Source organism: Bradyrhizobium sp. SZCCHNR1043 (genome assembly GCF_032489675.1).
GTDB lineage: Bacteria > Pseudomonadota > Alphaproteobacteria > Rhizobiales > Xanthobacteraceae > Bradyrhizobium.
Map to the genome: position 1 here is coordinate 131,726 of NZ_JAUEYN010000007.1, position 19,780 is coordinate 151,505.

The following is a 19,780-nucleotide window of genomic DNA, read 5'->3' on the forward strand; positions in this document are numbered from 1 at the left end:
ATCGTGCTCGGAGGGACATGGGCGACGCGGAGTGGCGATGGGGCTTGACCTCATGCCGTTGGACAGCATCGAGGCGGGGGCCAATCTCGTCTTCCGTCATCTTCTTTCGTTGGCGCTCGCCATCGCGCGTCCCAGCGCCTTCGTCATGACCTTTCCTGTGTTTGTTCGCCTCGGGCTGACCGGCTTGATTCGTGGTGCCTTCGTGGTCGCGATCTCGCTACCGGTCATGACCGGACTTGTTGAGGTGCTTCCTCCGATCGGCACGCAAACATTGCGATTGGTCGCGGTCGGGTTCAAGGAAGCGATCATCGGAGGGCTCCTTGGTCTGCTGCTTGGGATCCCGTTCTGGGCCGCCGAGGTCGCGGGCGACCTGCTCGACTACGAACGTCAGGCGCCCGATGCCCAGCTTCAGGATCCCAACGCCATGACCGAGTCCACCGCGTCTGGTACGCTTTTTATGCTCGCTGCGGTGGTTCTGTTCGTCGCAGCCGACGGCTTTCATAGCGTCGTCGAAGCCCTTTATGGCAGCTACAGGCTCTGGCCGGTCATTGAGCTCGCGCCTCTGCTGCGCGCGGAGAGCGGCCTATTGGCGCTGGAAATGCTCGTCCGCGTGCTGCAGTTGGCATTGATCCTGGCATTTCCAGTGCTGGCGGCCATGTTCGTTGCGATGTTCGCGCTGATGGTGATTGCCCGTTTCGCACCGCAGTTGAATGTGTTCGATCTTTCGATGGCGGCGCGCAACCTGGTCTATTTCCTGGTTCTGCCGCTCTATGCGGCCTTTCTGCTCGATCACTTCGGTACTCAGCTTGGAGAGTTGACCGGAATCTTGGACCAACTAGGGCAGTTCCTGCGATGAGTGAGGATGGCGGCACTGAGGAGCGGACGCTGCCTCCGAGCGAGCGGAAGTTACGTAAGGCGCGCGAAAAGGGACAGGTCTTTCGCAGCACCGATATGGTCGCCGGTGCATGCCTGTCGTCCATGCTGCTCTATCTCTGGCTGATCTTGCCGGAGCTTTTCGCGCGGTTACGGGGAGCCATGATGCTCGTGGGCGATGCGGGCGGGCAACCGTTTCGGGAAGCTGCGGGCACGATCGGAACGATGATGTACGAAGCCGCCGTGCCATACCTTGCAAGGGGGGCGGCCATCGTCGTCCTAATGTCCCTCGTCGTTAACGTCGCCGTCACCAAGGGGATCGTCTTCAGCCTTGACCCTATCAAGCCCCGCGCGGAGCGCTTGCATCCCGCAAAGGGTTTGAAGCGGATTTTCGCGCTCAAGAGCCTGATCGAGCTGGTGAAGAGTCTGGTCAAGACGACCCTCCTCGTCACGATCTCGGTTTTCGTCCTCGAGATGTCGCTCAACTCCTTGGTTCACACGCCAGGATGCGGTCTTTCGTGCCTCGTGCCAGTGACCGGGGCGGTCATGGCACCGCTCCTCGTCGCGGCAATAGTCATGCTGATGGTGGGCGGCCTTATCGACGTTCTGGTGCAGCGCGGACTGTTCATGCGCGAGATGCGGATGACACGAAGCGAGGCGAAGCGCGAGCGGAGAGACCAGGAAGGCCTGCCGGAGGTGCGCTCTGCGCAACGCCGTCAGCGGCAATCGCTGGCGCACGGTGGAGGGCGGGGAGGAATCGAAAGCGCAACAGTGGTCATCGAGGGCGACGATGTGATGGTCGGGCTGCGTTATGTTCCGGGCGAGACACAGGTCCCAAGGCTCGTGTGCAAAGGACGTTCCGTCCGTGCGCACAATCTCACCGAAGCTGCGGCTGAGCTTGGCATTCCTCGTTTCCGCAATCCAGACCTCGCAGAGGAACTCGATCGCCGTATCGCTCAGGACCATTACATCACCGAGGAGTTTTTCCAGCCGGTGGTGTCGGCCTTGCGCGCGTGCGGCATGTCCTGAGTGTAGCCGTGCTGCCCCACAGTATTTTCACAATATATTTCGGATCGGCCGCCGGCTGATGCCCTAAACTGTCGTTCGGACATGATCGCCGAGCGGGCTGCATGGCTGACGAACTGCGTCTGCCAGAGCAGAGCCGCCGCCGCTAACGGGGAGACGCACGAATGCGGATAGATGACGCAGGTGGCTCGGTTGTCGCCAGTCCGCCTCCTCCGCCTCCTCCGCCGCCGCCGCCGCCGCCGCCTCCACCCCCGCCACCGCCGCGGCCGAAGTCCGCGGCATCGTCGTCGGGCATGCTCGATCGCAATTCGGCGCTCTTTCAGCCCCCTCGGCCTTTCATAGGTCCGGTTCTGCAGCCGACGCCTGTGTTGCTTGGCCCGCCTGCTCCGCCGAAAGCGGCGGCGACATGTCCGGGAGTTCCCGCCCCGGCGCCGGCGGCGCCGGTCCCGGACGCCGTTTCGCAGGCAAAATCTGTTCAGACAAAAGCGCAGACCACTCTCGACGGTGATGCTGGAAAGCTGCATAAACTGCAGACCGAACTGAATGATGCACAGGGAACGAAGGCTCCGATCGGGTACGGTCGCGGCGCGGGCGCCGCGGTGGCTGCGCATCAAGCCCATATCAGCGATCTGAAGAAGCAGGTTGCGGCCGCTCAGCAGCAAGTCACCGCCGACCAGGCGGTGTTGAGTTCGGCCAAGAGCAATCTGAGTGCCGCACAACGCATCGACGCCGCCGCAGCGAACTACAAGCCGGCACCGCCGCCGGTCACCGTGAAAGATCCGGTCGCGCGGAAAGTTGTCCCGCTCGTCGACGCGGCCTCGGCCCAGGTTTCCGCGGGAAAGGCCAAGGTCACCGCCGATACGGCTGCTCTCGAACAGACCAAATCGCAGCTCGGCCGTCTGGACACCGAGATGGACCGGGGGATCAGCGCCGGAACATTGCACCGTCTGTCGTTGCTGAATCAGCAGCAGGATGCGCAGCAACACAAGCTGGCGACGGACCAGCGCAAGCTTGATGCCGCGAGCGCCGACCTTGCGGCAGGGAAAAGCGTCGTCTACGGGCAGCAGGCCGCGGCGGACAAGAAAGAGCTCGAGAGCGCTTCCACAGCGCTGAAGAAAGCCGGTGTCACGATCGACCAGAACGACAATCCGACCCAGGCGAATTTGACGCCATCGCAGCTGCGCGCCTATGACGACTTCACCGTCGCGCGGAGCAAGCTCAACGCCGATGTCGGCATGGTCGCGCAGGGCAAGGCCCAGCTCCAGTATTATGCTTCGAATTCCGAGAAATACGGGACGGTTGCGAAGGATGCCCAGGATCGGGTGAACGACGCTCTGCATCCATTGGGGTACACCATACGTGCAACGCGCGGCAGCGATCCGCAGCAGGCATCGCTCGATCTCAAGCTCGCGAACGGGAACGCTGATTACCAGAATGCAGGCTGGGCCGCAGCTCAGCACCGGGTGGCATTTGCGGCGGCAGCGCAGACCGATCTTGAGGCAGCGCAGGACTCCGATCTTGCCAAATTGTCCCCGCAAGCCCGGCAGACCGCTACCACGGCGAAGATCGAATACGATCAGGCAAGCGCCTATCAGAACAAAGTCGGGACCGACCTCGCCCTGATCAAGGGCCACCAGGCCGTCTCGGATGCGCAGGCCGCCTATATCAAGAATCCGACGGCCGCCACGGAGCTCAAGCTGAACCAAGCGCAGCATCAGTTGCGCGAGCTCTCGACAATGTCCGACATTGCGACGGCGGGCTTCAAGTCGGCAACCGGGCTTGCCTACGCCGACCAGCGCAATACGACATTGGCTAATCTGGAGCAGACCTATAGCCATGTTCCCTTGCCCTCAAACTCGCCGGTGTTGCAGCAGATTGCGCAGGCAAGAACTGATGCGGCATCGGCAGGCCTGATCACGAAAGAGCTGGCTGCAACGACCAACAGGCTGGTTCAGGATTATCGTGTCACACAGAGCGAGGCGGCGGTCGCAACCGCGCGGCAGTCCGCCAACACTGATTCGGTACAAGCTGGCAATGTACAGGCTGTGGGTTTCACCAAAGCGAGCAGCGCCCTGACGACGGCTCAGCAATCGCTTCAATATGCAAAGCTTCAACAGAAGCTGGCTCAATATCAGCTGCTGGACTCCCAGTTTCGGCTGACATTGCCGCAAAATCTACTTGATCCGCAAACGGCCTCTGACCAGAGCGCGCTCTCGCATGCGTACAATACATTCTTTGCGCAGCATCCGGGTGCCTTGAGCGATGGCGCGGTCGCTGAGCAGCTTGCGAGCCTCAAAGACGCGAACGCGCGAGTGGATATCGGTCAAGGGCTACATGAGCTGCAGGATGCCATCGACAGGGAAGACAAAGCGCTCGGCAACCGCAGCCTTCTGCAGAAGGGCGGCGATTGGGTCGGGGGACTGTTCGGTGCCAACCGGTCTGAGCTCGAGTCGGATTTGCAGGACAAGAAAGAGGCGCTCACGGCCCTGCAGAAAAATCAGGGAGGGATGACTGCCCAGGAGGTCAACGGCGAGTATCTGAACATCATGGGTAATCTGGCCACCCAGAATGACCGGATGTTCGAGAACGAGCGCAAGACCGACGCCAATTGGTCGAGTGCACAGGAAGTCGTGCGCGACGTCGCGATCGCCGCGGCTGCGACCGCGGTTACGATGGCCACGGCCGGAGCCGGCGCGCCAGTATTGGCCGCCCTTGCGGCGGGCACATTGGTGGGAACGGGAACGGCCGAAGCCATCGACACGGCCCAGAATGCAGCAACTGTGTTCGGTGGCGGCGACATTCACAGCGATCCTCACATCTCACTCGACGCAGCGCTGACCAACAACTTCTTCAAGGGTGGCGGCAGCTGGGATGAGGTGAAGCAGGCGGGCGTTGATGCGACCGTATCGGGCGTGCAATCCCTCGGCGCAGCAGGGGGGGCGTTGACGGGCGGAGCCACGGAGGCCTTCCTTACGCGCGGCCTCGACCAGGCTGCAAGCTCGGTCGTCTCGAAGCTCGCAACCGGATCAACGGTCATGGTTGCCAATCAGGGGGTGATGGGTCTCGGCAACGTGGCGGGGACGTATGTCGAGTCCCAATATCAGCTCTCGGAGGGACGGCTCACGCAGGACGAAGCCCAGGCGCAGATGAAGGATGCGTTCTCCGGATACTTCAAGAATCTCGCGGTGGCCGGCGTGACGGGAGGTCTGACGAAGTTTGTCGATGGCAAGGTCGCCGTGCGGACCGCAAGCGCGGCACGGCCGAATGGACTCGTGTCGAACCCGCTCTATCAGACGGCCTCCCAATTGGGCGCGAACACCATGTTGACTGCCGGCCCCGGGCTCCTTTCCGGCAAGGCGCCGACCGCCCAAGACTATCTGTCCATCGGTCTCAATACGGTTTCCGGTGTGGCTTCTCATCACTATCAGCAGAGCAGATCCCGCACCGTGGCCGAAACGGGCCTTGCCGGTCAGCCCGCCGCGTTCGACGCGGGAAGGAAGGTGTTTGACGCCTATCAAGGTCAGGCGAGCGGGACATCGCCGAATGGCATCCGGCTGCAGGCCATGGATCCCGCCGCTTTCGCCCGTGCATATCAAAAAGCCGGCGGCCAGCATGATCCGGTGGCGGTCGATGCTTTCAGCATCTCATCGGATCAGGGGCATCGCGTCTATGTACGGACCGATAGATTGAGCCCGGACGTGGTCGCACACGAGGCGGTGCATGCACTGACCTCGGAATCGTTCAAGAAGCTCGCAAGCACGTTGGTCATTGATTCAAGCCGGCCGCATTCGAACTTGAATGAAGGTGTGACCGAGCTTCTCGCCTCGCAGGTCGTGCCGCGCCGCGGCACATCGGCCTATGCGACGGAGGCAAAGATCGCGGAGGCCATTCGCGACCGGATGGGGGAGACCGACTTCCATAAGGCGGTTTTCGGAGGCGATCCAGCGGCACTCGCATCGTTCCGGCAGACCGCTTTGGCGTTGCACGAAAGACCTGTCAGCGAAGACTCGGCTGCAAATTGGGCCCTAGCCGCCTCGACGGCAGCCCAGCCCGCGGGTGGTGGCGGCGGCAAGCCGCCCGCGAGCGGCGGTGGTGCGGTCTCTCCGGCCTCGCCCCCGCCGGCCTCGAGCGGCTTGACTCTTGTGCTCAGCCCGAAGGCATTCGAACGATTTCAGGACCGGGTCGCTCTCCAACCCTCCAAATACGGCAGTAGCGCCGACAGGTATATCTACGTTGTGGAGACACGAGGAAACAAGCCAAGCCGACCGTTCGCCATGAACGACGCAAACATCAAACGGCGAGGAGTGATCGGAGCAACAGACCGCTTTGTTGACTGGGGCGGAAGTCCGCCGCAATCAGCCAAGACATACAGCCGACGCTACGATCTACCGAAAAAGGATTTTCGTGTCGTGGTCACGGATCAGCCCTACACGGGAGTGGGCGATCGACAAGTGGCACCGCGCAGGTCAGGCCTCCGACAGGCTCTGCCCGTTGCTGCAGGAGTGGCCTCCGATGCGGTTGCCCTTGCAGCAGCCGCGCGGTTCGGATCTCTAGGCATGCTGGCGGCCTGGAACGCCACAGTTCGTGGACCGCTGAACATCGTTCAGCTCAAGCCGAAATTGGCTGCCAAGTTGAGAATACCCGAAAAAGCAGCCCCGTATTTGCGAACCGCAACAGGTGTGAGCTTCATTGCCAACGGCATGGCAAACGACATCGTCAGTGTGACGAGCGGCCACCTGCTGAGCTTCCAATATGGTGGAGCAGCTGTCATCGGCTCCGCGCAAATCGTCTTGGGAGCGCGGAGCTATTTCAGTGGCTATGGCGCGCTTAGATCGCGTGGAGCTACCGATACGGTCCGGTCAACCGACACCAGTCTGAGCGAAATCGCGGACAGGAATAACGTACCGGACGAGGTGATCGGACGCGTCAATGCGAGAGATCCCGCGCATCCGCTTAAACTAATTAATCCAGATAAGTCGATCTCCATCAAGAGCAACGATGAGCAGCTCACTTTCCGCCAGATCGCCAGAAAGGAAAATAAGTCCGTCAGGAAGGTGCTCGAGGATGTCGGGCGTCGCGAGAAACTGGCAATTCCCGGGCGATTCACGTCTAAGGGGAGGCAGATCACCGCTCGGATCAAATCAGGCGAGGACCTGGATGCCTTTGCAGCGAGAAATGGCTCCTCCGCGCGGGCGATCATCAAGGCGCACCGGGATCGGATTCCAAGCACGTATACAAGCAATCCCGATTCGCATGCAGTTTGGACCGGCGCGGGGTTGAGGATTCCCGGGTCGTTTGACAACTCGCGAGGCCTATCTTGGACAGGAATTGCCTGGCGAACCGGCCGTTCTGCGCAGCAGTTGAAGTCCCTTAATGGGGCGGCCAGCGGAACCAACGTCAGAGAGACGGCTCCCGAAATCGTACATATCCCTCCAGCATCTTCCTGGGACACGACTCGACTGTCTCGCCGCATGCAGATAACCGGAAGTGCCGGTTTGATTGCTGGCAATGTTACTGAGCTTGTCTACGATATTCACGGTAATATCGGGGCTATCCCAGGCGCGGTCGGCGTCGCGGTTGGATCCGGCTTATCGATCTACGCGATGCTGCGCCGCAGAGCTCCGGCGAACTATCAAGTAGTAACGTCTGTTTCCTTCTCGCTGAAGGGGCTCAATCGCGCTTGGCCCGCTTTCGGGCACGTCAGCGATGTCGTTGTGACCTTCGTCAAGGATAAAGGGCTGGAAGGACTGAGTTGGTTACAGAGGTGACGGATCCCATGCGTCTCCTCTCTGCAGGGGGCGCCGAGTGGCGGGACGTCGTGGCGACAACGCGCCCTCGGCAACATTGACATACGTCGAGCACCCTCGGCCTAAGTAACCTCAAGCCGGCGACCCCGACGTCGGTGCAGACGCACGAGCAATTCGTCTGGCGCGCTCGAAGCGCCGCGATTCGCGTATATGGTTCTGTAGTGGGAGAGATGCGCAGTCCGCCCGGAGCGCCCAGCCCCGGCGGCTGGCAGGTTTCGATCGACCACACCTTGCCGGCGACCGCAGTACGTCGACGTGTGCCGCGCAGGGGAGCGACGCCCTCGTAAGATTGCTTTAGCCGACTCTCACCAAGCGTCGCAGTCGTATCCTCCCGGCAACCTTTCGGAACTTCACTTTGACAACAACAGCCATGATCGCATCTGCAGGCGAGGGCGCTAAATCTCGCCATAAACGCGAGACGCGAAGCAGGCATCGTCAAGAAAACAACTCGATGATGGTTCGAACCTCAGTTGAGTCGATTTATTGAAAATCGTAATGGTTGTGGACCTTCGGAGCAGGCAATCATTGGCTGAAGTTGACATGGAGATCGTCATCGATCTCGGTCCTTCGACTCTCGCTGGTCGCCATTGCGCGACAGTCTTCGCGAGATGAGCCCAATGTGCGCAGCGCAACATTGATTTGCCGCTTGGTATTATCGTGCCGAGCTGATATTTTCTCAACGCAATCTTAAGTTTCGTGGGCGGTTGAATCGCACAGGCGGCAGTGCGTCTTGCCGCAGCCATGAAAGAGTATCGTGTAGGTTGGCTATTGGTTAGCGCATGAGGGATAGCGGTGTTCCGCTTATAGGAAGGGACCAGGAGTCGATCCGGCTTCGCGGGCTTCTCCCGGACAAGAATGGACGCGCTGTTGGTGCGGTCCTGGTAGGAGAGGCTGGAATTGGCAAGAGCCGTCTGGTCGAGGCACTGGCCCAAACTGCGAAGCAGCGCGGCTTCTGTGTGGCGAGGGGGGCCGCCTACGAGATGGCCGAACCTCTGCCATATGGATTGTTTGCCGACACGTTCTCCCAATGGGCTCGCGAGCAGCCGACACTCCTCAACCATGCTCGCAATGACATGATTCGGCCGCTGTCTCGCGTGGTGCCGGCGTTCGCGGCCGCTGCGGATCTTCCTGCTCTCAAAGGACTCTCCGGACCGGACGAGCGGTTTCGACTGTTCGAATCCGCGGTTCATCTGCTTCATGCGGTTGCAGTCGAGTCTCCACTACTGCTCGTGCTCGAGGACCTGCACTGGGCCGATCGCGAATCCTGGTCGATGTTGCTGCATTGCTTACGCTCGACGCGATCTCTGCCGCTGCTGACCGTCATCACTCTCCGTCCCGACGAGACCGGCGGCGAGCCTCTGGAACTCAATGCGCTGATGCGCGAGAGCGAGCTTCATCGGATCGCGGTTCGCTCGCTCGAGCCGGCGGACACGATGCGCATGCTGGAGTCATTGGCAGACGAGCGGCTGCCTGCATCGCTTGCCACGGCAATTCACCGTGAGACTGGCGGCAATCCGTTCTATGTGCGCCAGCTCTTCAACCACCTTGTCGAAGAGGGAAAGCTTGCTGGGCGCCAGGGCCAATGGCCCGCCGATCTCGTGAACAACGGTATCGGCATCCCGGCCGGACTGCGTCCGTTGCTGTCGCGACGGTTCGCGCGGCTCTCGGGGCCGACCTTGGGAATGCTGCGGATCGCTGCGATATTTCCCGAAGGGTTCGATCTCGGCCGATTGCAGCTTCTGATATCGGATTCCGAAGAGACGATCCTGGACCATATCGACGAGGCGATGAGGGCTGGGGTCCTCGTCGTTCGCGGTGATGGCTACGTCTTTGCGCATGCGTTGTTGCGGCGCGCCTTGTACGACGAGCTGAACCCCGATCGGAGAGCGATTTTGCATCGACGCGCGGCGACGCGTCTCGCTGAGCTCGATGCCGATCCTGGAGAGATTGCGCATCAGTATCACGCTTCGCAGCGCATCCCGGGTGCTGAAATCGGCGAGGTCTTCGCATTGAACGCAGCCGAGCGCGCGAGAGCGAACTATATCAGCGAGCACGAAGCTGTATTCCTTCGGATCGCTTGCGATCTCGCAGGCGATGCTGTCTCGGACGAGATGCTCCGGGATCTCGCGCTTGCGCAGGCTGCATCACTCGACGTCGAAGCCGCCGATGCGACAACGCGCTTTCTGTTCAGCCGATGCTGGGAGCGGCGGCCATCATGGACCATGAGTTTCCTGGTGGCGATTGTCCGCAGGCTGCGGGACGCCGGCGCTCCCGCTGAGATGTGGCAGCCTCTGGTGGAGCGCGGACTGGAAGCCTGCGATGATCGCCGAGATTTGCACTGGGCCCGATTGGAGGTGCTCCGACAGGACTGGCGGTGCCGATGGAATGACGGGACGTTTGAGGCGATCTACCACGCGCCGGATCCGCGTGCGCTCGATCTCGTTCGTCAGCTTGGAGACGAAGAGGATCGTGCCTCGGCGCTCGACCTGTATGCTCCGCGATCCATCGAACAGACAGAGCAGGTGCAACGTTGGGCCGCCGAATGGCAGAATCCGGCGGCCATCATCCGGGCTCGAGAGGTCGTGACCCATGATTGGATCTATCGGCATGGGCAACTCGCCCTGGGGGTCGAAACTGCGCACGACCTGTTGCGGGATGCCAAGTGTTTCGGGTCGCTTCCCGGTCGGATCGAGGCGTTAACCTCTCTCGCGATTGCCGAGGCGAGCCTGGGTCATTTGGCAAGCTCAGACGCGGCGCTGCGCGACGCGCGTGCGCTGGCTGTCCGATTGGGACCGTGGCACCGGTTGCATCTTGCCCTGGAGCTTTCCGCGGTCGCATGGCGTGCCTATTTGTATGGTGGCGACTGGCCGGCGATTGGCCGAGTCGCTTCGCGTGCGCTACAGATCGTCAAGGATCATCCGGTGCGCCTTGGGCAAATCGTGCTCGGCTTCGCCGCTCTCACCGAAGCATTCCTGCCTGGCGAAAACGAATACGACGTTCGCATTGAGGCGTTGCTCCGATCCCTGGAGAACACAAATTCCGACAGACAGCTGTCGGATGATGCGCTTGGGCTCGGTGTCTGTGCCGCCTGGCAGCGTGAGGACGTCAAACGTGCCCGCCGGTTCGAAGCGTTGGTCCGCGCTCCAAAGCACGGGAGCACGATCGGTGCAGCCGGTGAATGCCGTGAATTCATCCTCGGACGCCTCGCGGCCCTTCAGGATCACACGGTTGCGGCACGCACACACTTCGCAAAGGCCCGCGGCGACCTTGACCGGGCAGGCCAAGTCTGCCTCCGAGCGCTCGTCGATCTTGATGAGGCGACCGTTGCGGGAACCTCAGGGGACAAGCCGTCATCGCGTGCGCTGCTGCAGCGGGGACGCGAGCAGTTCGTGGCACTCGGCATGCGAAGCTGGCAGGAGCGCGTTGATCGAGCACGGATAGAGGGAGTCGAGGCCGAGTCGCGCAACTTATACGCGCGAGGCCCTGATGATCTTTCACCACGAGAAATGGAGATCCTCAGCAAGCTCGCTGCCGGCAGCCGCTCCAAGGCCATTGCTGCGGAACTACGCCTCAGTGTGCCGACCGTCAATCGGCACATTGCGAACATATATATGAAGATCGGCGTGAGCTCGCGCGCCGCAGCAACCGCTTACGCGATGAGACACCGTCTCAGCATGCTCCAGTGAAGCAGTACACATCGATTGCATAGTTTTTATGATGGTGACGGCTGCAATGAGTGCGTAAGCTTACGGTGTGTAAAAAAATGAAAGTCATGGGCGGACAACGAGTAGCAGGGCAAGGAGTCGACGTCGGGCGTCGTCGAATCCCTTCGTGCGTGCTCGTCGGCGCTGTCGGAGCATTCCGGGAACAAGTTATACGCCTCTCGGGAGCTACGTCTGCGGCCGGCAAGTTGCGTCCGCCTAGGGTGGTTCAAGGGGACGTGGCATGCGTGATACAGACGGGGATATCAGCAAGGTAGACACCGCTTACACTAAGCTCAAGGACCTCGTCATCCACTATGATCTGGTCCCTGACGGCAAAGTCCGGGTGCTTCCGGGAGAGCATCTGCATATTGACGATCTGGCGGATCGCGTCAATGCGAGCGCCACGCCTGTGCGCCAAGCGCTGGAGCGCCTACAAGGCGAGGGGCTGATCGACAGCATCGCGAAGCGAGGCTTCTTCTCCAAGGTTCCGAACGCGTCCGAGCTGCAGGATCTGTATGAATTTGCCCGGCTGGTTCTTGAGCACAATATTACGAGGCCACTCGATCCGTCCTCGGTTGCGCGTCTCGGCCGGGGTTTGATGAAAGTGGAAGCCGTTGCAGTGGGCCACTCGGCAACGAAGTGCGTCAAGCATCATGCGATGACCATCGAGAGCGTCTTCGAGCAGATCACGCAGCTGTCGCGAAACGGGCAGATGCTGAGAATGATGCGGAACTTCAATGATCGCAGCCGGTATGTCCGATGCCTCTCGATCTTGCAAAGCCCGGATCACGGCGCGCAGGTACGAGAATGTCTCGAGCTGATCGAATTGCTCCGCGATCAAGATCCGAAAGGTGCAAGCGCTAAATTGGAAACGCACATGTGTCGGATGATCGTCGATCTGCCCGAGCTCATCAGGGACGCTAGGTCACGCTGGACGATGGCCGCGGCCATATAGATCTCGTTTGACGTTTGATTGTAATGCCCATGGGTACATCGACCTTCGACCTGTGAGAGGGTCCAAGACCCCGGTTGCGAGTGAAGCTCTGGATCCGGCATGCGCGGGGAGAATTCGCGGGGCGACCGAAGCCAAAATCAGGCCCATCATTTGAGCCCTGGCGTGAGCGAGAGGGTGGCGATGTCGGCGTGGTTTTCGAGCCGACTAGGCTTGCCGGGTGGGCTCTCAAGGGCTTGGCCGGCTATCGCCGCAATTGCTGTCCTGGCGATCGTGGGAGTCGCGCTGCTGTCCTACCGATTGGCCCTGAGCGCTGGCCTCGTGCAGATGAGCCGCGACTCCGATGATCGGCTTACGTTGATCGCCAGTACGTTCGATGCAACCGTTGCCCGCTTCCGATATCTGCCCACGGTTCTTTCACTCGCCGATCCGGTGCGCCGGCTGTTCCGGACACCGGGCGATGGGGCAGTTGTCGAAGCCGCCAACCGTTATCTTAAGTCGCTAAATCAGGCCGCGGGATCGGCCGAGCTCTACGTGCTGGACACGGCCGGGGTGACGCTGGCAGCAAGCAATTATGATGGAGCAAAGAGCTTCGTCGGGCATGCGTACGACTTTCGCCCCTATTTCCAAAGCGCAATCCGTGACGGGGAAGGGCAGCTCTATGCCGTTGGGGTGACGACCGGCTTGCCTGGTTACTTCTTGTCGCAACGGATCACCGAAGGCGAGCTTACGATCGGGGTCGCCGTCGTGAAGATCGATTTGACGCCGCTGGAAGCCGACTGGGTCAGGGCCGGTGATCTGGTGGCCATGGAAGATGAAGGAGGCGTGCTCATCCTAGCCAGCCGCGCGCAGTGGAAATATCATCCGTTGCGAAGGCTACCCTCGACCGCGGTCGCGCGTCTGAACGCGTCCCGGCAGTTCGGCGACACGATCGAGAATGCTCCGATCCTCGGTTCGTCGGCCGAATCGGGCGAGGTATCGGTCGAACTGGGCGACGACGATGGCGTCCACGAATATGCGCTGCGTGCGCGGCCTCTGCCGGCGCATGGATGGCAGCTGCTCATTTTTTCGGACATCGGGGAGGCTCGTCGGCATGCAATGACCATCGCGGTCACGGCCGGTTTTGCCGTTCTCACGGTACAGCTGCTTGGGCTTGTCGCTCATCAATGGCGGCAATCGATGAAAGCCAAGGGCGAAGCTAACGAGCTGCTGGAACGAAGTGTTGCGGAGCGCACGATGGAGCTGCGCGAAGCCAATCGTCAACTGACAAGTGAAGTCCTGGAACGAACGCGCACCGAGCAGGAATTGCGACAAACCCACGAGAGCCTGGTGCAGAGTGCGAAGCTTGCCAGTCTTGGACAAGCCCTGGCAGGGGTGGCGCATGAAATCAACCAGCCACTCGCGGCGCTCACCACTTACATCGCAAGCAGCCGAGTCTTGTTGCAACGCAACGAGATCGAACGAACGGCCTTGAACCTCGACCTGATGTCATCCATAGCCGAGCGAATGATGGCATTGATCGGTCACTTGCGCATGTTTGCCCGCAAGGAGACCGGTGCAACCAGCAGAGTCGATGTCGGTGTGACACTCGGCAATGCGATGCGGCTCCTGCAGTACCGGATCAGAAATGAAGGTATCGAGGTTGTCTTGGACTTGCCCGCGGAGCCGGCTCACGTTGAGGCGAATCCGATCCGTCTCGAGCAGGTCTTCGTCAACCTGCTCTCGAACGCGGTCCAGTCGATGCGTGATCGCCCGCGCCGGGTTCTCACGGTTTCCATCCGTCGTGCGGGTAGCACCGTTACGACCGAGGTCGCAGACACCGGGAGCGGAATCTCCGCGGATCACATGAAATCGCTGTTCGATCCGTTCTTCACCACCAAGGAAATCGGCGAAGGGCTCGGCCTCGGCCTTTCAATCAGCTATGGGATCGTGAGGGAGCTCGGAGGCACGATTTCGGTTGAGAGCGAACTGCAAATCGGAAGCCGGTTTCGGGTGACCTTGCCGACGCCGCCCGAGCCGGCCTAGACTTATCGGGGTGTGTGGATGAGCAAATCGATTCTTGTCGTTGACGACGAGGAGATCGTTCGCAGCTCGATCAGACAATGGCTGGAGCTGGGCGGCTTCGAAGCGCGCACAGCCCGAAATGCTGACGAGGCGCTGTCGATGCTTCAGGCCGAGCTGCCTGACGTGGTACTGACCGACTTCCGGATGCCGCATCGATCCGGCATCGAACTCATGCGCGACGTGCAGCGAATCGATCCCGACATTCCGGTCGTCCTGCTCACTGCTCACGGCGACGTTGCACTCGCGGTAGCGGCCATGCGCGAGGGTGTCTACGACTTTTTGCAGAAACCTGCCAACCCGGATCATATGTCTGCCGTGCTGGCACGGGCGGCAGAACAATCAGGATTGAAGCGTCAACTCAGGCAACTCACCAGCCGGCTCGGCGCCGAAGGTGAGCTGGAGCGACGTCTCCTGGGGACATCGCCCGCGATGGCGGGGCTGCGAAAGTCCGTTGGCGAGCTCGCCGAGCACGACCGGGATGTGATCCTCTTCGGCGAGAGCGGCACGGGAAAGGAGGTCGTCGCTCGCGCACTGCATGACCTCGGTCCGCGGGCACGAGCTCCATTCGTTGCGGTGAATTGCGCGGCTATACCCGCCGAACTGTTCGAGAGCGAGCTGCTGGGGCACGAGGCGGGCGCGTTCACTGGTGCACGCGGGGCTCGCATCGGGAAGTTCGAACATGCCAGCGGCGGAACTCTCCTGCTCGATGAAATTGAAAGCATGCCACACGCGTTCCAGGTAAAGATCCTACGCGTTCTGCAGGAGCGCGTGGTCGAGCGGGTGGGATCGAACCGGCTGATCCCGGTCGACGTCCGTGTGATCGCGGCCGCGAAAGCCGATCTCGCCGCGGACAGCCGCAGCGGCCGCTTTCGGGCCGATCTCTACTTCCGCCTGGCAGCGGCTGAGATCCGTCTCCCGCCGTTGCGCGAACGGGGCAACGACGTGCTGCTGCTATTCCAGCATTTTGCCGGGGAAGCTGCCCGGCGCAGCGGCCGTGACCTGACGCCACTCGGAGCCGAGGACTTCGATGCACTGCTGACCCATGACTGGCCTGGCAATGTTCGAGAACTGAAGAACGTGGCTGAACGCTACGCGCTCGGCTTGGCCGCAACGGGTCGCCGCGTCGCGGAAATTCTGCGGCGAGCCGAGGGAGCGGGCGCAAGGCGCTCGCTCTCTGAGCGTGTCGCAGCTTATGAGCGCATGCTGATCGAGGCGTCTTTGCTGGAGCACAGCTGGTCAGTTGCAGCGGTTATGGAAAGTCTCGGCGTGCCACGGCGGACGCTCAACGAAAAAATGGCAAGATACGGCTTGCTGCGACCCAGCCGAACCTCCTGCTAGGCACGAGGCGGATTCCCGCTCACGCTCCGACGCGGATCGGCGGAATTCCGCTTAGCGCGGCGAGCCCGTTTCACGCGAGGCGCATGCAACCATCTGAAATGGCTTTCTTTGGCGGCGCGATCGGCGGCCGCCGCCGGCTGGCACGCGGGTTGCTCAGGCATGAGCACGATTGGCCTTAGAGCCTAAGAAGACGTGCACTCGGAGGACGCCATGAAGTTTGAGCGAGCTATCAGCCCCACCCTCGTTGCGGCCGCCGATGAAGCACGCCGTGACGGCCTTGGGATGGGTCGCCGCTTGCGCGCGATCTTCGTCGGCTCGATCGGAAATCTGGTGGAATGGTACGACTTCTACGCCTATGCCGCGTTTGCGTTGTATTTCGCCAAATCGTTCTTTCCTGAGGGCGACGAGGTCGTGCAGCAGTTGAACGCCGCGCTGCTGTTTGCCGCCGGCTTTCTTGTCCGCCCACTCGGAGGCTGGCTATTCGGCCATTTTGCAGATCATCATGGCCGCCGTAATGCCTTGACCTTGTCGGTCTTGATGATGTGCTTCGGCTCGCTGATCATCGCCGTGACGCCCACCTATGCGTCAATCGGCTTTGCGGCGCCGGTCCTGCTTGGTTTCGCGCGAATCGTGCAGGGAATCAGCCTTGGCGGTGAATATGGCGCCAGCGCAACTTACCTGAGCGAGGTCGCGGACGAAAAGAACCGCGGATTCTATTCCAGCTTCCAATATGTGACGTTGATTGGCGGCCAGCTCTGCGCGATCGTCGTTCTGCTGGTCCTGCAGAAGGTGCTTCTGACGGAGGAGCAGCTTCGTGGATGGGGCTGGCGTATTCCGTTCGTCATCGGCGCGCTGCTGGCCGTCGTGGCCGCCGTCATGCGCCGCAACCTGCACGAAACGGATGTATTCACCCGCGCGAAGTCGGCAAGACAGGGGAGTTCGCTGCGCGCGCTGGGTCAGTTCCGACGCGAAGTCTTGCTTGTTGTTGGACTAACAATGGGGGGGACTGCGGCCTTCTACACCTATACCACCTACATGCAGAAATACCTGAAGCTCTCCGTCAAGCTGACCGATGATCAAACGACCATGGTCACGGCCTGTAGCCTGATCTTCGCAATGGTGCTGCAGCCGCTCTATGGCGCCCTTTCCGATCGCATCGGACGCAAATGGCTGTTGATCGGGTTCGGACTGGGCGGAACTCTGTTCACAATTCCGCTTCTGAACACGCTGCAGGGAGTCCACGACCCGTTCACCGCATTCCTCCTGATCGCGGCGGCGTGGTTGATCGTATCCGGCTATACCTCGATCAATGCGGTGGTCAAGGCCGAACTGTTCCCAACTGCAATTCGAGCAACGGGCGTAGCGCTGCCATATGCATTGACCGTTTCGATCTTCGGCGGCACGGCAGAGTCGATCGCGCTTTGGTTCAAGTCGATCGGTCACGAAAGCTGGTTCTATTTCTACCTCACCGGCTGCATTGCGACCTCTCTTGTCGTCTATCTCACCATGCGCGACACCCGGCGGCACTCGGCGATCGATCGTGAGCAGAAAGCGCGATGAGCGACGCGTCGCATGAGCGCGCGACGCGCCGCGCAGCCTTCGGCTCAAGCCCGCCGGATCAGCAATCCTCGCGCAGCAGGTATCGATATGGACAGCGAATTCAATCGAGTCGATGTTGCCTACGCCCGAATCAAGGAATTGGTCACACATTACGAGTTGACGTCGGAGTCGAAGATCATTTTGCCAGGCGAGCACCTGCGCATCGAACAGCTTGCTGATTATGTCAGGGCGAGCGCGACACCGGTGAGACAAGCTCTCGAGCGTCTTCATGGCGAGGGGCTGATTGATATCGTTCCGAAGCGAGGCTTCTTCTCGAGGGTCCCGGACGCAGCGGAGCTGCAGGACCTCTATGAGTTTGCTCGGCTGGTGCTCGCGCATAATCTCAGGAAGGCTTTGGAGCCATCGTCGGCCGTACGCTTTGGCCGAAGCGCGATGAGAATGGCGGCGCTTCCGCCCGCGAATTCGGCAAGGAATCGCGCCAAGCATTATGCTGCCGCCATCGAGGGTGTGTTCGAGCAGATCGCGCAGATATCGAGGAACGAGGAGATGCTGCGAATGATAAAAAACTTCAACGACCGCAGCCGGTATATTCGATGCCTCGTCATCTCCCGAGACGCCGATCCGGACTCCGAGCTCCGTGACTGTCTTGATATCGCGGACGGCGTCCGCAGCCAGAACGCCGCGCGCGCGTGCGCACGCCTGGAAGCCCACATGCACCGAACGATTGCAAATTTGCCAGAATTGATACGGGAAGCCAGATCGCGCTGGGCCATTGCCGCCGCTGCAGGCTGAACCATCCCACCTAATGGTCTCGCACTCACGGCGCCCGCGAAGTTCGATGGTCAATCGTTGCCATCGATCGAGCTGGTGGGTCGTTTGCGTTCGTGTGGACTGGCAAACTAGTCTTTAGCTGCAGTCTCGTGCCGACCTAACTCGACGTTTGCGGATGTGTGCAGCCGACCGCAAGGAGCCACTCCTGATAGTTGCGCTCGAACCGTTCACGGTCGGCGAGCAGCGGCCGCGGTTTTCCGCGAGCAAGGTAAGCGCCCGGCGACGGCCGCCTTGCGTCGGAGCTGACGCTTGTTGAAGCCATAGGACTAGTCCTGGAGCCAGTCCTATGGCTAAAGCGGAAGTGGAAGTGATCACGTCGGAGCGGCGACGGCGGCATTGGTCGCGGGCCGATAAGGAGCGTGTCGTTGCTGCAGCGTTAGAACCGGGAGCGACGATCCTGGAGGTGGCGCGAGCGTTCGGGGTGCATTCCAGCCAGGTGTTTCGCTGGCGCCAGCAGCTATGCGGCAAGGAGGCTGCCGCGCCGGGTTTCGCCGCCTTGACGATCGCAGCCGATCCTCACGCGGCGGCAGCTCCAACGCAGGGGCTGATCGAAGTAGAGCTCGGGGCGGAGGCCAAGATCCGGATCAGCGGCGCGGCGGATGTCGCGACGGTGACCGCGGTGATCGCGGCGCTCCAGGCGGGTTCGCGATGACGATCCCGATCCCCTCCGGCACCCGGGTCTGGCTTGCGACAGGCCATACCGACATGCGCAAGGGCTTCGACGGTCTGGCGCTCAGTGGAAGGTGATCCAGCATGTACGGGAGAAGTTCTCCTGCCGCGCCTGCGAGGCGATCACGCAGCCGCCGGCGCCGTTCCATCCGATCTCGCGCGGACGCGCGGGACCGCGCCTGTTGGCGCACATCCTGTTCGCCAAATACGGGCTGCACGGCTGCGCGCAAGCCGGGCCCGATCATTGAGGTCGGCTGCTGGGCGCATGCACGGCGCAAGTTCTTTGAGATCGCACGGCTGAAGAAGGCGCCGATCGCGATCGAAGCGATCGCGAAGATCGACGCGCGGTTTGCGATCGAACGCGAGATCAACGGTCTACCGGCCCACGAACGCAAAGCCGTGCGCGACGCACGCAGCCGCCCACTCGTCGACGAGCTCCACGGCTTCCTGCGCGAACGCCGTACCAAGCTGTCCGGCAAGAGCGAGACCGCAAAAGCAATCGACTACAGCCTCAAGCGCTGGGAGGTGTTCACAATACGGCCGAGCGCGAGCTGCGCGCCGTGGCCCTCGGCCGCAAGAATTGGACCTTCGCCGGCTCCGACGAAGGCGGCCGCCGCGCTGCCGCCATCTACACGCTGATCCAGACCGCCAAGCTCAACAACGTCGACCCGCAGGCTTGGCTCGCCGACGTCCTCGCCAAGCTACCCGACCATCCGGCCAGCAAGCTCGCCGATCTGCTTCCCTGGAGCTGGCAGGCCGCCCAGACATCGGCCGCCGCCTGATCGAGCCGCTCCAGACCGTCCAGAGCAGTCGCTCGGCCCGTGGCCTTCACCGGACGCCTACGCAATTCAAGCACATCACTTGGCTTCTGACGGCCAAATCCAATCGGGCGAAGGCGCCTTTGGCGCTGAACGCAAAATACGGTCAGTAGCTGCGGGGGATGTGTCGCGGGCTCT

The 19,780-nt window shown here is 61.4% G+C and carries 11 protein-coding genes and 2 pseudogenes; all 13 read left to right on the plus strand.

The annotated features are described in order from the left end of the window. Positions 1–37: 37 nt before the first annotated feature. The 13 genes and pseudogenes from sctT (at position 38) to QX039_RS33065 (ending at position 19,606) form a co-directional block, all read left to right on the plus strand. The gene (sctT, locus tag QX039_RS14015; RefSeq protein WP_315751851.1) at positions 38–856 is read left to right on the plus strand and encodes a type III secretion system export apparatus subunit SctT; all 819 of its coding nucleotides are present in this window, start codon (positions 38–40) and stop codon (positions 854–856) included. Next, positions 853–1,902, plus strand: coding sequence for an EscU/YscU/HrcU family type III secretion system export apparatus switch protein (locus tag QX039_RS14020; protein WP_315735417.1), 1,050 nt, complete (start codon positions 853–855; stop codon positions 1,900–1,902). Before sctT ends, QX039_RS14020 begins: the two co-directional genes overlap by 4 nt. Before the next feature lie 290 nt (positions 1,903–2,192). Beyond that, positions 2,193–7,667 carry a hypothetical protein gene (locus QX039_RS14025; RefSeq protein ID WP_315735415.1) on the plus strand — a complete coding sequence of 1,825 codons (5,475 nt, stop codon included), beginning with the start codon at positions 2,193–2,195 and terminating at the stop codon, positions 7,665–7,667. Positions 7,668–8,485: 818 nt separating this feature from the next. Further along, positions 8,486–11,392, plus strand: coding sequence for a helix-turn-helix transcriptional regulator (locus tag QX039_RS14030; protein ID WP_315735413.1), 2,907 nt, complete (start codon positions 8,486–8,488; stop codon positions 11,390–11,392). A gap of 259 nt (positions 11,393–11,651) precedes the next feature. After that, the gene (locus QX039_RS14035; protein ID WP_315735411.1) at positions 11,652–12,365 is read left to right on the plus strand and encodes a GntR family transcriptional regulator; all 714 of its coding nucleotides are present in this window, start codon (positions 11,652–11,654) and stop codon (positions 12,363–12,365) included. Positions 12,366–12,545: 180 nt separating this feature from the next. Further along, on the plus strand, positions 12,546–14,387 hold the full coding sequence (locus tag QX039_RS14040; protein WP_316219514.1) for an ATP-binding protein: 1,842 nt from the start codon (positions 12,546–12,548) through the stop codon (positions 14,385–14,387). Positions 14,388–14,405: 18 nt separating this feature from the next. Beyond that, positions 14,406–15,764 carry a sigma-54 dependent transcriptional regulator gene (locus tag QX039_RS14045; protein ID WP_315735407.1) on the plus strand — a complete coding sequence of 453 codons (1,359 nt, stop codon included), beginning with the start codon at positions 14,406–14,408 and terminating at the stop codon, positions 15,762–15,764. Positions 15,765–16,046: 282 nt separating this feature from the next. Next, a complete protein-coding gene (locus tag QX039_RS14050) occupies positions 16,047–17,324 on the plus strand; it encodes an MFS transporter (protein WP_315735746.1) in 1,278 nt (425 codons plus the stop codon). 12 nt (positions 17,325–17,336) lie between these two features. Continuing rightward, positions 17,337–18,116: a GntR family transcriptional regulator gene (locus QX039_RS14055; protein ID WP_315735405.1), complete on the plus strand. Its 780-nt coding sequence runs from the start codon at positions 17,337–17,339 to the stop codon at positions 18,114–18,116. A gap of 325 nt (positions 18,117–18,441) precedes the next feature. Then, a complete protein-coding gene (gene tnpA, locus QX039_RS14060) occupies positions 18,442–18,807 on the plus strand; it encodes an IS66-like element accessory protein TnpA (RefSeq protein ID WP_315773253.1) in 366 nt (121 codons plus the stop codon). An 82-nt stretch (positions 18,808–18,889) separates the two neighbouring features. Then, positions 18,890–19,042 (plus strand): annotated as a pseudogene (locus tag QX039_RS33055) (IS66 family transposase); the annotation flags it as partial. Between the two features lie 70 nt (positions 19,043–19,112). Then, positions 19,113–19,378 (plus strand): annotated as a pseudogene (locus QX039_RS33060) (transposase); the annotation flags it as partial. Between the two features lie 6 nt (positions 19,379–19,384). Further along, entirely contained in the window at positions 19,385–19,606 is a 222-nt protein-coding gene (locus QX039_RS33065) for a transposase domain-containing protein (protein ID WP_410051582.1), read from the plus strand. The last annotated feature ends 174 nt before the right edge of the window (positions 19,607–19,780 follow it).